Annotated in this window: 12 protein-coding genes; all 12 read left to right on the plus strand. The window is 65.7% G+C overall.

Features of this window, described 5'->3' with window-relative positions:
* Nucleotides 1-314 precede the first annotated feature (314 nt).
* The 12 genes from IPP91_18115 (at nt 315) to ccoN (ending at nt 13,531) form a co-directional block, all read left to right on the plus strand.
* A complete protein-coding gene (locus IPP91_18115) occupies nt 315-3,173 on the plus strand; it encodes a TonB-dependent receptor (GenBank protein ID MBL0143956.1) in 2,859 nt (952 codons plus the stop codon).
* Between the two features lie 594 nt (nt 3,174-3,767).
* A complete protein-coding gene (locus tag IPP91_18120; GenBank protein MBL0143957.1) occupies nt 3,768-4,409 on the plus strand; it encodes an energy transducer TonB in 642 nt (213 codons plus the stop codon).
* A gap of 58 nt (nt 4,410-4,467) precedes the next feature.
* Nucleotides 4,468-5,325, plus strand: coding sequence for a MotA/TolQ/ExbB proton channel family protein (locus IPP91_18125; GenBank protein MBL0143958.1), 858 nt, complete (start codon nt 4,468-4,470; stop codon nt 5,323-5,325).
* Nucleotides 5,326-5,329: 4 nt separating this feature from the next.
* Nucleotides 5,330-5,761, plus strand: a complete 432-nt coding sequence (locus IPP91_18130; protein ID MBL0143959.1) for a biopolymer transporter ExbD — start codon at nt 5,330-5,332, stop codon at nt 5,759-5,761.
* A gap of 25 nt (nt 5,762-5,786) precedes the next feature.
* Nucleotides 5,787-6,215 (plus strand): biopolymer transporter ExbD, encoded by a 429-nt coding sequence (locus IPP91_18135; protein ID MBL0143960.1) that lies wholly within the window; start codon nt 5,787-5,789, stop codon nt 6,213-6,215.
* A 68-nt stretch (nt 6,216-6,283) separates the two neighbouring features.
* On the plus strand, nt 6,284-7,516 hold the full coding sequence (locus IPP91_18140) for a hypothetical protein (protein MBL0143961.1): 1,233 nt from the start codon (nt 6,284-6,286) through the stop codon (nt 7,514-7,516).
* Nucleotides 7,517-7,524: 8 nt separating this feature from the next.
* On the plus strand, nt 7,525-8,013 hold the full coding sequence (locus IPP91_18145; GenBank protein ID MBL0143962.1) for an N-acetyltransferase: 489 nt from the start codon (nt 7,525-7,527) through the stop codon (nt 8,011-8,013).
* Nucleotides 8,010-8,804, plus strand: a complete 795-nt coding sequence (locus IPP91_18150; GenBank protein MBL0143963.1) for a thymidylate synthase — start codon at nt 8,010-8,012, stop codon at nt 8,802-8,804. Before IPP91_18145 ends, IPP91_18150 begins: the two co-directional genes overlap by 4 nt.
* Nucleotides 8,805-8,873: 69 nt before the next feature.
* Nucleotides 8,874-9,377 (plus strand): dihydrofolate reductase, encoded by a 504-nt coding sequence (locus tag IPP91_18155; protein ID MBL0143964.1) that lies wholly within the window; start codon nt 8,874-8,876, stop codon nt 9,375-9,377.
* A 43-nt stretch (nt 9,378-9,420) separates the two neighbouring features.
* On the plus strand, nt 9,421-11,796 hold the full coding sequence (locus IPP91_18160; protein ID MBL0143965.1) for a cation-translocating P-type ATPase: 2,376 nt from the start codon (nt 9,421-9,423) through the stop codon (nt 11,794-11,796).
* Between the two features lie 21 nt (nt 11,797-11,817).
* The gene (ccoS, locus tag IPP91_18165; protein ID MBL0143966.1) at nt 11,818-11,967 is read left to right on the plus strand and encodes a cbb3-type cytochrome oxidase assembly protein CcoS; all 150 of its coding nucleotides are present in this window, start codon (nt 11,818-11,820) and stop codon (nt 11,965-11,967) included.
* Between the two features lie 118 nt (nt 11,968-12,085).
* A complete protein-coding gene (gene ccoN / locus IPP91_18170) occupies nt 12,086-13,531 on the plus strand; it encodes a cytochrome-c oxidase, cbb3-type subunit I (GenBank protein ID MBL0143967.1) in 1,446 nt (481 codons plus the stop codon).
* Nucleotides 13,532-13,540 lie beyond the last annotated feature (9 nt).

The raw sequence follows: 13,540 nt of genomic DNA on the forward strand, positions 1-13,540 counted from the left end.
AACTTTCACAAGACTGTGGCTATTATCCGGCGATCAATCGCGTCCGGACCGCCATATGGCCAGCAGCTGTTTATTCCAAGTTGCTGTCTATAAAAGAAAAACTCCCCAAGCACGGGGAACGCGATGATTCCTGAAACGACGCCGGATTTCGTAACAGCGCCTGTAACGGCACCGAGTCAGGGTCGACCGTATTGGATCGGACGTTTCGCTTACCCACGTCAATTGAGGAGCCCTTGATGAGCAATTACAAGCAACCGGCCAAGTCTTTCCGGAGGAAGACGTGCGTCATCGCCACCGAGATCGCGATCTCGCTGATGGCCGCACCGTTGGCTTTCGCGCAGCAGGCTGCGCCGAAAACCGAGAAGGTCGAGAAGATCGAAATCACGGGTACTCGCTTGCCGGCGCCGAACCTCGAGGGCCCCAGCCCGGTGTCCGTCATCACGGCGGAAGACATCAAGATCGACGGCACGATGAACGTCGAGAACCTGCTCAACAGCATGCCGCAGGTCTTCGCGGACCAGAACAGCACGGTCTCCAACGGCGCTTCGGGCACGGCAACCGTGAACCTGCGCGGCCTCGGGACGAACCGTACCCTGGTGCTCATGAACGGCCGCCGCATGCCTTTGGGCGACACCACGACCGTCGCTCCCGACTTGAACCAGATTCCCGCGGCCCTCATCAAGCGCGTCGAGATCCTGACCGGCGGCGCCGGCGCCGTTTACGGCTCGGATGCCGTCGCCGGCGTGGTGAACTTCATCATGAACGACAAGTTCCAGGGCGTTCAGATCGACGCCAACCAGAGCTGGAACAGCCACCAACAGGACAATCCCAAAGGCGTGGCGGACATCATCAACGGGCGCGCGGCCACCAACCCGGCCGAGTTCCAGGTGCCGGGCAACAAGAGTTCGGACGGCCGGATCGGTGACCTCGCCATCACCATGGGCAGCAACTTCGCCGACGGCAAGGGCAACGGCACGGTCTTCTTCGGCTATCACAACGCGGATGCGCTGCTGCAGTCGGAACGCGACTTCAGCGCCTGCGCGCTCGCCGCGAGCGGCAGCAGCTTCAGCTGCGGTGGCTCGGGCACGAGCGCCACGGGCCGCGTCACCAACCTGGCCGACGGCCGGGTCTGGACGAACGACCGCACGACGAACGCGACGCGCCGTTACAACAACTCCCTGGACCAGTACAACTTCGGCCCGACCAACTATTACCAGCGTCCCGACGAGCGCTACACCGCCGCCGCCTACGCGAACTATGACATCACGCCCCAGGCAAAGATCTATGCCGAGTTCAACTTCATGGACGACAGAAGCATCGGTCAGGTCGCGCCCGGCGGCATCTTCGGCAACATCGCCACGATCTACGGGGACAACCCCCTCCTCTCGGCCGGCTGGAGAAGCGCGCTCGGTTTGAACAGCGCCACGGACAGCACAGACGTCGTGGTCCAGCGACGTAACGTGGAAGGCGGCGGGCGCCAGTCGGACTACCGCCACACCTCCTACCGCGAGGTGCTGGGCGTGAAGGGCGACATCGGCAAGTGGAGCTATGACGTCTATATGGAAGCGGCCAAGGTCATCGTCTCCCAGACCCAGCAGAACTACTTCATGGACGACCGGATCAACCGCGCCCTCGATGTGGTGAACGTCAACGGCCAGGCCGTCTGCCGGACGGCCGCCAACGGCACCGACCCGAATTGCGTGCCCTACAACGTATGGTCGAACGGCGCCGTCACGCCCGCCATGCTGAGCTACCTGCAGGCGCCGGGGATCCAGACCGGTGGCACGCAGCAGGCCTTCTATGGCGGAACATTGACCGCCGACCTTGGCGACTATGGCTGGAAGCTCCCGCAGGCCCAAAGCGGCGTGGGCGTGGCGCTTGGCGCCGAGCGTCGTACGGAAAAGGTGGATCTGCTGCCCGACGGGAACGTGGCTACCGGCAACCTGTCCGGATCCGGCGGACCCACGCCTCCGCTCGACGGCAAGTACACGGTGAACGAGTATTTCGGGGAAATGCGCCTGCCGATCCTGGACGGGGTAAAGGGGGCCGAGTCCCTCAGCGCCTCGGGCAGCATTCGTCACTCCAGCTACAGCACGGGCAACTCCACGAACACCTGGGGCCTGGGCCTCGACTGGGCGCCCGTCAAGACCGCGCGCCTGCGCGGCAGCTACCAGAGTGCCGTTCGCGCCCCGAACCTGGTCGAGCTCTACCAGGCGCAGGGCAACAACCTGTTCGACATGGATTCCGACCCGTGTGCCGGGCCCACCCCGACCGCAACCCGGGTTGAGTGCGCGCGCACCGGCGTGACAGCAGCGCAGTACGGCACCATCCAGGACAGCCCGGCGGGTCAGTACAACTTCCTGCAGGGCGGCAATCCGGAACTCAAGCCCGAGGAAGCGAAGACCTACACGATCGGGTTCGTCTGGACGCCGATGCGCAACTTCAGCGCAACGGTCGACTACTACGACATCAAGATCGACAGGACCATTTCGATCGTCTCGCCGACCACGACCCTCAGCCAGTGCCTCTCGAACGGCGCGTTCTGTGACCTGATCCACCGCGATACGCTCGGCACGCTTTGGCTCCTTAACGACGGCCGGATCACCGCCACCAACCAGAACCTCGGTGGCACGGAGACCTCCGGCATCGACGTGGGATTCAACTACAGCTATCGCATGACGAACGGCTACGGCAGCCTCGGCCTCAACATGATCGGGACCTGGCTGCAGAAGCTGGAGACCGAGGAAATCAAGGGGCTGGGCAAGTATGACTGCGTAGGCCTGTACGGGGCGAACAAGTGCGGTTCCCCGAACCCGGAATGGCGCCACAAGATGCGCGGCACGTGGACCACCCCGTGGAACTGGGACTTGGCGCTGACCTGGCGCTACCTTGGCGAGGTTGAGGTGCAGGAGACCTCGTCCAACCCGCTGCTCGCCGGAGGCTACAACGAGATCGAGAAGACGCTCAGCTCGCAGAACTACATCGATATCGCTGGTTCCTGGAACGTGACCAAGCAGTTCACGCTGCGCGGCGGCATCAACAACATGCTCGATCGCGATCCGCCCCTCACCTCGCAGCAGGGCCCGTCCGTGTTCGGGAACGGCAACACTTTCCCGGGCACCTACGACTCCTTCGGGCGTCACTGGTTCGTCAACGCAACTTACAAGTTCTGATCCGCGGGACCGCTTCAACCCGAAAAACGGCGAGCTTCGGCTCGCCGTTTTTTTTACGATTGCAGAATCTGGCTCGCCACGCGATTCGGGGGAAGGCCACCGCCGGCTGCAGGTCGAATCCGTCCGCCCCTCCCGGGGGGAAGGCGCTCGGGGGTCGGTGACACGGTGGCGACTGCCCCCGGCAGGCCGTGGCGGCCTCGTGTTCCCTACCCCGACGCTAGTGCAGGTTGGCGCGCATGATCAGCGCCAGCAGGTCGTCCGGATCGATGGCCAGCGCCTTCCGGATCGCGCTTAACCCACTTTCTCCTCATCGAGGATGGCGCTTGCATGAATGGGCTGCCCGGCATCGGTTCTTGAACGGCTGTGAGGGGTTCCCCGTCCAAGGTTAACCACAAATCATTGCGCTGGAAATTGCCCCGATAGTCGAATAGAATTCCGGGTTTCCGAAACAGTCTCCTCCTGATCGGTCTGCAAGGAGGAGAACTAGATATCCCGTGTGTCCGGAGTCGGCACGCGGCCTGCAAAACGGGCGGCCGCAGGGCCGGTCGTGACCGAATGGCGCATACGCGCGCCGAGGGGGTGGAGGGTGGTTTCATGAAGAGCTACAGGGAGACCCAGAGAAACCCGGCGAAACACCTGCCGAGCGTGATCATGGTCGGCCTCCTGCATCTGCTCGTCGGCTACGCGCTGGTCACCGGTCTTGCGAGAACGGTCGTCGAGGTCCTAAAGGCACCGCTCGAGACCAAGATCATCGAGGAGATCAAGAAGCCGCCTCCCGACACACCGCCCCCGCCGCCGCCCAAGTTCGCCCCGCCGCCGCCGTTCATCCCGCCGCCGGAAGTGAACATCCAGGTGCCGATGCAGGCCCAGCAGGCGCCCACGATCACGACCGTCACCACGAACCGTCCGCCGCCCGGCCCGCCGCCGAAGGCCGCCCCGGTCGCGCCTCCGGCGCCCACCGGCCCGGTCGTGCGCAAGAACGTGAAGCCCGTCGGCGAAATCGTGCGGCCGGTGTTCCCGCGCCAGGCGATCCGCGACGGCATCCAGAACGGCAACGTGGTCGCCCACCTGCACATCCGTCCCGACGGCACGGTTTCCGAGGTAAGGATCGTCTCGTCGAAGCCACCGCGCGTCTTCGACCGCGAGGTCATCCGCGCGCTTTCGCAATGGCGATTCGCCCCCGAGTCCGTCGGCTTCATCGGCGAGGTGGACATCGATTTCAAGCTGACGGACTGACGCTCCGCCGGCCCCTATTCACCCGCAATACGTCACCAGGAAATTTGGAGGAATTCACATGCCCCTGATCCGCCGACTGCCCGCGCTGCTCGCGGCCATCATCCTCGCCTTCGCGCCGGCAGCGCCGCTGGTGCTCTCCACCGCGGCCCACGCCCAGGCGCCGGCCGCCGACGCAGCCAAGCCCGCCGAGGCTGCGGCTCCCGCCCCGGTGCCACCGCCCGCCGCCGCCAAGAACAAGGAGGTGATCGAGAACCCGTACGGCCTCGAGGCCCTCTGGAAGGAAGGTGATTTCGTTTCCAAGGGCACGCTCATCATCCTGGTCATCATGTCGATGGGCTCGTGGTACATCATGTTCGTGAAGGTGTACGAGCAGCACAAGCTCTACCGCGAGGCGGCCGCCGCCAAGTCCACGTTCTGGTCCGCAGGTTCGGTGACCGAAGGCGTGGCCACCTTGAAGGAAGGCAGCCCCTTCCGTTTCATCACCGAGTCCGCCCTCGAGGCGACCAAGCACCACGAAGGCAAGCTTCTCGGGCAGATCGACCTCAACGAGTGGGTGACGATGGCCATCCAGCGCGGCGTCGAGAACGTCGGCAGCCGCCTGCAGGACGGGCTCGCGTTCCTCGCGACGGTGGGCTCCACCGCTCCGTTCGTCGGCCTCTTCGGCACGGTGTGGGGCATCTATCACGCGCTGACCGCGATCGGGATTGCCGGCCAGGCGTCGATCGACAAGGTCGCCGGCCCCGTGGGCGAGGCGCTCATCATGACGGCCTTCGGCCTCGCGGTCGCGGTTCCCGCGGTGCTGGGGTACAACTGGCTGGTTCGCCGCAACAAGGTGGCGATGGAGCATCTGCGCGCCTTCGGCGCGGACCTGCACCTCGTCATCGTGGGCGGCGCCGCCCGGAAGACCAAGGGATAGATCCATGGCCATGACCGTCGGCCAGGCCGAGGAGGAAGAGCAGGAGGTGATGTCGGCCATCAACACCACGCCGCTCGTGGACGTGATGCTGGTGCTGCTCATCATCTTCCTGATCACGATCCCGGTCGTCATCCAGCAGGTCCCGATGGAGCTCCCGAAGGAGCGCAACGTCCCCACCCTGACCAAGCCGGAGAACATCACGATCTCCCTCAACAAGGACGGGGATGTCTTCTGGGGCATGGAGTACGTTCCCAGCACCAAGGCGCTCTTCGAGAAACTGAAGGTCGTCGCGGTGCAGAACCCGCAGCCGGAGATCCACGTCCGCGCCGACGAGAACACCCGTTACGAGTTCGTGGGCCGCGTCGTCGCGACCTGCCAGCGCGCCTCGATCCTCAAGATCGGCTTCATCACCGAGCCTCCCGCCCGCGTCCTCTGAGCGGCGATTACGAAAGGAAAAACGCATGGGCATGCAAGTCGGCTCCGGCGGCAGCGGCGATCCCCAAGTGATGATCGACATCAACACCACGCCGCTCATCGACGTGATGCTGGTGCTCATCATCATGCTGATCATCACCATCCCGATCCAGACGCACGCGGTGAAGCTCAACATGCCGGTGGGCAACCCCCCGCCGCCCGCGGTTCCGCCCGAGGTGATTCTGGTCGAGGTCGATTTCGACGGCACGGTCATCTGGAATGGCGACACGGTGGCCGACCGCCCGACCCTGGACGCGAAGTTCATCAACGCGGCGGCGATGCCCGTGCAGCCGGAATTCCACCTGCGGCCCAACAAGATCGTGAGTTACAAGTACGTCGCGGGCGTGATGGCCTCGGCCCAGAGCCACGGCATCACCAAGATCGGTCTCATCGGGGCCGAGCAATTCATCGATTGATTCAAGCATCCCCGGGGCCGCGCCAAAAGCGCGGCCCCGGCCTTTTCCGGAATCTGGAGAAAAGCCCGATGATCGGCCTCAACACCCTTCGCGCCGGCGCACTCGCCGCCATCCTCCTCCTCGCTTGCGCCGTGCCGGCCTTGGCCCAGGAAGCCGGCGGGAACACCGTCCGCCCGGCAGTGGGCAAGCCTCTCCAGGCGGCCGATGCCCTCTACAAGGCGAAGAAGTATCGCGAGGCCCTCGCCAAGGTCGTCGAGGCCGACGCCGTCGCGGGAAAGACCGCCTACGAGACCTACATCATCCAGCGTACGAGAGGCAGCATTGCCGCAGCCGCGGGCGACCACGAGGCAGCCGCCAGGGCTTTCGAGGCGGTGATCGCGACGGGGCGCACCACCGGAGCAGAGCAACTCAAGATCGTGCAAGCGGTGGCCGGGCTCCATTACCAGGCCAAGGACTATCCCAAGGCAGCCCAGTGGGCCGCGCGCTACCAGAAGGAAGGCGGCAACGATCCGGCCATGCGCACGCTGCTCGTCCAGTCGTACTCGCTCAACAATGACTGCGCGAGCGCCTCGCGCGCGGCCGGCGAAGGCGACGCCGAGGGCAGGAACGGCCGCCGGCCTTCCGAAACGGAACTGCAGATCCTCGCCAACTGTTATCTCAAGCAGAAGGACAATACGGGTTACGTCAACGCGATAGAAAAGCTGGTGATGTACTACCCGAAGAAGGAATACTGGACCGACCTCCTCAACCGCGTCCAGAGGAAGAACGGCTTCTCCGACCGGCTTTCGCTCGACGTCTTCAGGCTGAAGCTCGTCACCGGCAACGTGACCACCACCAACGACTACCTGGAAATGGCGCAACTCGCTCTTCAGGCGGGCTTCCCGTCGGAGGCCAAGACGATCGTCGAGAAAGGCTATGCCGCGGGCGCGCTGGGCACCGGCAAGGATGCGGATCGGCACAAGCGCCTGCGCGATCTCGCCCAAAAGTCGGTGGACGAGTCCCTCAAGTCTCGCGCGCAGACCGAGAAGGACGCGCTGGCCGACAAGGCCGGCAATGCCCTCGTCGCCGTGGGCTACAACTACGTGACCGAGGGTGCGCCGCAGAAGGGGCTCGCGTTCATGGAACAGGGAATCCAGAAGGGGGGACTCAAGCGCCCCGAGGATTCCAAGCTCCTGCTCGGCGTCGCGCAGTTGCACAGCGGCGCGCGCGCGCGGGGCATGCAGACGCTCAAGGGCGTCCATGGCAACGATGGCCCCGCCGACCTGGCGCGCCTGTGGCTTCTCGTCGGGCAGCGCTCGTAGCGCCCGCTATCCGCCACGCGACCGAGGCCGACCTGCCGGCCATCGTCGCGATCTACAATGCGTCCATACCCGGCCGGCTCGCGACCGCGGACACGGTTGCCGTCACCGTCGATGACCGCCGCGACTGGTTTGCGTCCTTCAATCAGGCCAACCGCCCTCTCTGGGTGGCCGAGTCCGATGGCCGGATGACGGGCTGGCTCGGGTTGCGCTCCTTCTACGGGCGCCCCGCGTACCACCGCTGTGTCGAGGCGGCTGTCTACGTGGCGCCGGAATTCCAGCGGCGTGGAACGGCCAGGGCGCTCCTCCAACACGCGATCGACGCCGCCCCTGCACTCGGAATCGCCACCCTCCTCGCGTTCGTCTTCGGCCATAACGAGGCGAGCCTTGCGCTCTTTCGCCTGGCGGGGTTCTCCGATTGGGGTACGCTACCCCGGATAGCGGAACTCGACGGGATCGAACGCGACCTGGTGATCCTCGGCAGGCGACTGACTCCATGAAGGCCTATCTCGATCTCATGCGCCACGTGCTCGAACACGGCGCGAAGAAAGCCGACCGCACCGGCACGGGCACGCTCTCCGTGTTCGGCCACCAGATGCGCTTCGACCTCGCGGAGCGCTTCCCGCTCGTGACGACGAAACGCGTGCACATGAAGAGCGTGATCCACGAGTTGCTCTGGTTCCTGCAGGGTTCGACCAACGTGAGTTACCTGAAGGAGAACGGCGTCTCGATCTGGGATGAATGGGCGGACGAGCGCGGGGAGCTGGGCCCCGTCTATGGCCACCAGTGGCGCTCGTGGGCTGCGCCGGATGGGCGCAGCATCGACCAGGTCGCCGAGGTCGTCGCGCAGATCCGCGCCAATCCCGACTCGCGCCGCCTTATCGTGTCGGCGTGGAACGTGGCGGACATCCCGCGCATGGCGCTGGCTCCTTGCCACGCCTTCTTCCAGTTCTACGTGTGCGATGGGCGCCTGTCGTGCCAGCTCTACCAGCGAAGCGCGGACATCTTCCTGGGCGTGCCCTTCAACATCGCCTCCTATGCGCTCCTCACGATGATGGTCGCGCAGGTGACAGGCCTCAAGCCGGGAGAATTCGTCCACACCTTCGGCGACGCGCACCTGTACCTCAACCACCTGGACCAGGCCCGCGAGCAGCTGTCGCGCGAGCCCCGCGCCTTGCCGGTGATGCGGCTGGACCCCGCCGTGTGCGACCTCTTCGCGTTCCGGTACGAGGGCTTCGCGCTCGAAGGCTACGATCCGCATCCGCCGATCCGGGCGCCGATCGCGGTCTGAACACCGTCGAGGCGTGGTCCAGGAACGAGCCGTCGATCGCTTCCGTCACTTATCAATCCGGCAGATGACATGTTGAGATCCCTCATCGTTGCCCGAGCACGCAACGGCACGATCGGCAAGGACAGCGGCATGCCCTGGCACCTGCCGGCCGACCTCGCGCACTTCAAGCTGACGACGCTCGGCCACCCGATCATCATGGGACGGCGAACGTGGGAGTCCATCGGCCGCGCGCTTCCGGGACGTAGCAACATCGTGGTGAGCCGAACGCCGGGATTCGCGGCGCCCGGCGCCCGCGTTCTCGCCTCGCTCGACGATGCCTGGCAGGCGGTCGCCGGGGCGGACGAAGCGTTCGTCATCGGCGGCGCGCAGCTCTACGCCGATGCCCTTCCGGATGCCGACCGCGTGTACCTCACGGATATCGCAGGCGAGATCGAGGGCGACACCTTCTTCCCCGTCCTGGCGCCAGGCGAGTGGCGCGAATCGGTCCTGGGCGAGCACCCGGCCGACGAGAGGAATCGTTTCGCGCTCCGTTTCCTGCTTCTCGAGAGGCAGCGAGTGCCCTCGGGCCGTTGACCCGACGCAAGCGCGCGAACCGCCGCACACCTAGACTTCCCAAGTGCCCGATACCCGCTTCACCAACGTCCTGAAGTGCGCCCAGTGCGGCAAGCCGGCCCCGGCACCGTTCGTGAAGGCCGATGAGGACGGCACGGCGCTCGTGTTCTGCTGCGCCGGCTGCGCGGGTATCGATGATGGCCTCGCCCGTGCCACTACCCCGGCGCCGGCGCCCGCCGCGCCCACGGAAATGGAAACGGTCTTCGACGTCGAAGGCGTGAGCTGCGCGGCCTGCATCACCCGGGTCGAATCGGCCCTGGCACGACTGCCGGGGGTGGCCGAATCGAGTCTCAACCTGGCGACACGGCGCGTACGCATCCGGCATTCGCCGTCCGCCACTCGCGAGCAGCTGGCCGCCGTGATCGCCCGCGCAGGCTATCGCGCCCGCGTGCCGGGACGCGACCCGAAGAGCATGCGCCGCGCGGAGGAGCGCAGGGCCCTTTGGCGATTGTCGGTGGCCGGCTTCGCGATGATGCAGATCATGATGCTGGCCTTCCCGGCCTACCTGGATATCGACGGCTCCCTGGCATGGGACCTCGAGAAACTCCTCAACATCGCGAGCCTGGTGATCACCGTGCCGGTGCTGCTGTTCTCCTCGGGGCCCGTCTTCCGGGCCGCGTGGCACGGCATCGCGGCGCGCCAGCCCGGGATGGACGTGCCCGTGGCGCTGGGCATCGTGGTGAGCTTCCTGGCGAGCCTCTACGGCACCTGGGCCGGCGGCGAGGTGTACTACGACTCGATCACGATGTTCGTGTTCTTCATCCTGTGCGGCCGCTACTTCGAGGCCCGGGCGCTCGCGGGCACCGTCGATGCCGCGGATTCACTCGCGCAGCTCCTGCCGCGGCGGGCATGGAAGCTCATCGGCGACGAGCGCGTCGAGACTGATCCCTCCCTGCTGAACCCGGGCGAACTGGTTTCGATCCCGGCGGGCGAAGCTGCGCCCGCCGACGCCTGCGTTGTTTCCGGTGCGACGGAGTTCGACGAGGCGCTCCTCACCGGCGAAACCTACCCGGTCCCGAAGGCTCCCGGCGACAAGGTGCTCGCCGGCAGCATCAACCTCGCGTCCCCGGTCACGGCACGCGTGGAAAGGGCGCCGGGGGAAGCCATGCTCGACGTGATCCGCCGGCAGATGGAAAGGGCCGCCTCGCAAAAACCCCGCTGGGCCCTCGTGGCCGATCGTGTCGCGAGCTACTTCGTGATCGTCGTCGTGGTCCTCGCGGCGCTGGGCGCCCTGGTGTGGTGGTGGATCGATCCTTCCAGAGCCCTGTGGGTGGCCGTATCGACGCTGGTCGTCACCTGCCCCTGCGCGCTTTCGCTCGCGACCCCGGTGGCCCTCACCGCCTGCGTGAATGCCCTGTCGCGCCATGGCGTGATGGTGACGAGCGGCCGGGCCATCGAGGCGCTCGCATCCGCCACCCACCTCGTCTTCGACAAGACGGGAACGCTCACCACGGGACGCATGCACCTGCGCGCCGTCGAGGTGCTGGGCGACCTGGACCGGACAGCTTGCCTGGTCCTGGCCTCTGCGCTCGAATCCGCCCTGTCCCATCCGATCGCCCATGCCCTGGTGAAGGCCCGCCCCGCCGGAAGCACCATGCCCGAAATGACGGCGATCCGGGCGGTGGCCGGCGCCGGCGTCGAGGCGATGGCGGGAGACCGGCTCATCCGGGTCGGATCGCCCGCGTTTTGCGCCGGAATCGCAGGCTCGCCCTTTCCGTGCCCCACGGACTCCTCGGAGCCGGTCGCGGCGATGGCCTCGCAAGGTCGCTGGCTCGCCGCCTTCCATTTCGAAGATGCGCTCAGGCCCGAATCGCGCGAACTCGTCTCCCGGGCCCGCGCAGCAGGGTGCGAGGTGGTCCTGCTGTCGGGCGACCGGGTACCCGTGGTCGATCGGGTCGCCGACGAACTCGGGATCACGCTGCGTATCGCGGAGGCAAGCCCCGAGGAAAAGGCGCGCCGCGTCGAGACCATGGCCGCCGAGGGTGCCGTCGTCGCCATGATCGGGGACGGCATTAACGACGCCCCGGTCCTCGCCCGGGCACAGGTCTCGATTGCGCTGGCGAGCGGGGCGGCGCTTGCGCAGTCGCAGGCGGATTTCGTGGTGGCCAACCCCTCGCTCCTCGCCATCGGCGAGGCCATCGAGCTCTCGCGGCGCACGCGCCGAATCATTCGTCAGAACATCGCCTGGGCGATCGCCTACAACGCTGTCACCCTGCCCCTGGCGCTGGGCGGATTCCTCACTCCCTGGCTGGCGAGCCTCGGCATGTCCCTCTCATCGCTGCTCGTGGTGGCCAATGCCCTTCGGCTGCTGCGTGGGGTCGGGGCATACGGCGGGAAGCGATCCGGCGACCGGACTGCCGGAACCCCGGCCAATGCGTAACCCGACCCCCACTTTGCGTCCATGGACATCCTCTACCTCCTGATTCCGGTCAGCGTCGTGATCGTCTTCGTGATCGGCGCCGTGTTCTGGTGGGCCATCGCGAGCGGCCAGTTCGACGAGCTGGATCGCGAGGCCGGATCCGTCGTGGACGACGAGGAATCGCGGCTATAGTATAAGCATCTCCTTATTGACTGGTATCAAGCCCGCGAACAGGCGGGCCGATATACTCGGCTCGGGAGGCGCATGCGCGGATCCGTGTGTGTTTTGAGCCATTTCCGGGGAGCTCGACATGAACGAAGCACAATATAACTACAAGGTCGTCCGCCAGTTCGCGGTGATGACCGTGGTCTGGGGGATCGTCGGCATGCTGGTCGGCGTGATCATCGCCGCGCAACTCGCGTGGCCGGCGCTCAACTTCGATATCCCGTGGTTCTCCTATGGGCGCCTGCGCCCGCTGCACACGAACGCGGTCATCTTCGCCTTCGGCGGCTCGGCGCTCTTCGCGACCTCCTACTATGTGGTGCAGCGCACCAGCCACGCGCGCCTGTTTGGCGGCTCGCTCGCCGCGTTCACCTTCTGGGGCTGGCAGGTCGTCATCCTCCTCGCCGCCATCACCCTTCCGCTCGGCTACAACACCAGCAAGGAGTACGCGGAGCTCGAGTGGCCCATCGACATCCTCATTGCTGTGGTGTGGGTGTCCTACGCGATCGTGTTCTTCGGCACCATTGCCAAGCGCAAGGTGAAGCACATCTACGTCGCCAACTGGTTCTTCGGCGCCTACATTCTCACGATCGCTCTATTGCACATCATCAACAGCGCCGAGGTGCCGGCGGGGCTGCTGAAATCCTACTCCGCCTACGCCGGCGTCCAGGATGCGATGGTGCAGTGGTGGTACGGTCACAACGCGGTCGGATTCTTCCTCACCGCCGGCTTCCTGGGGATGATGTACTACTTCATCCCGAAGCAGGCGGGCCGGCCCGTCTACTCCTATCGCCTGTCGATCGTGCACTTCTGGGCCCTCATCTTCACCTACATGTGGGCGGGCCCCCACCACCTGCACTACACGGCACTGCCGGACTGGGCGCAGTCGATCGGGATGGTCTTTTCCCTCATCCTGCTGGCGCCCTCCTGGGGCGGCATGATCAACGGGATCATGACGCTCTCCGGCGCATGGCACAAACTGCGCACCGACCCGATCCTCAAGTTCCTCATCGTCTCGCTCTCGTTCTACGGCATGTCGACCTTCGAGGGCCCGATGATGTCGATCAAGACCGTGAATGCGCTCTCGCATTACACGGATTGGACGATCGGCCATGTGCACTCCGGCGCGCTCGGCTGGGTCGCGATGATCACCATCGGCAGTCTCTACTACCTCATTCCGCGGCTGTTCGGCCGCACCGAGATGCACTCGGTGAAGGCGATCACGCTGCACTTCTGGATCACGACGATCGGCATCGTGCTCTACATCGCCTCGATGTGGATCGCGGGCGTGATGCAGGGCCTCATGTGGAGAGCGGTGAACGAGGATGGCACGCTCACCTACACATTCGTGGAGAGCGTGAAGGCGACCTACCCCTACTACGTGATCCGGCTCACCGGCGGCCTGCTGGTGTTCAGCGGCATGCTGGTGATGGCGTGGAACACGGTCAAGACGATCACCGCGGGCAAGGCCGTCGAAGGCGACATCCCGCCCGTGGCCGCCGGCTCGGGTCTCGACGCGCCCGCGCACGCCTGAGCGAGAAAC

This window comes from Betaproteobacteria bacterium (assembly GCA_016720855.1).
In the GTDB taxonomy this organism is placed as follows: Bacteria; Pseudomonadota; Gammaproteobacteria; order Burkholderiales; family Usitatibacteraceae; genus FEB-7.

Excerpts from the sequence above, each read along its gene's own strand:
- IPP91_18115 (MBL0143956.1), top strand. The coding sequence starts at position 315 with ATGGCCGCACCGTTGGCTTTCGCGCAGCAGGCTGCGCCGAAAACCGAG.
- IPP91_18120 (MBL0143957.1), top strand. The coding sequence starts at position 3,768 with ATGAAGAGCTACAGGGAGACCCAGAGAAACCCGGCGAAACACCTGCCG.
- IPP91_18125 (MBL0143958.1), top strand. The coding sequence starts at position 4,468 with ATGCCCCTGATCCGCCGACTGCCCGCGCTGCTCGCGGCCATCATCCTC.
- IPP91_18130 (MBL0143959.1), top strand. The coding sequence starts at position 5,330 with ATGGCCATGACCGTCGGCCAGGCCGAGGAGGAAGAGCAGGAGGTGATG.
- IPP91_18135 (MBL0143960.1), top strand. The coding sequence starts at position 5,787 with ATGGGCATGCAAGTCGGCTCCGGCGGCAGCGGCGATCCCCAAGTGATG.
- IPP91_18140 (MBL0143961.1), top strand. The coding sequence starts at position 6,284 with ATGATCGGCCTCAACACCCTTCGCGCCGGCGCACTCGCCGCCATCCTC.
- IPP91_18150 (MBL0143963.1), top strand. The coding sequence starts at position 8,010 with ATGAAGGCCTATCTCGATCTCATGCGCCACGTGCTCGAACACGGCGCG.
- IPP91_18155 (MBL0143964.1), top strand. The coding sequence starts at position 8,874 with ATGTTGAGATCCCTCATCGTTGCCCGAGCACGCAACGGCACGATCGGC.
- ccoS (MBL0143966.1), top strand. The coding sequence starts at position 11,818 with ATGGACATCCTCTACCTCCTGATTCCGGTCAGCGTCGTGATCGTCTTC.
- ccoN (MBL0143967.1), top strand. The coding sequence starts at position 12,086 with ATGAACGAAGCACAATATAACTACAAGGTCGTCCGCCAGTTCGCGGTG.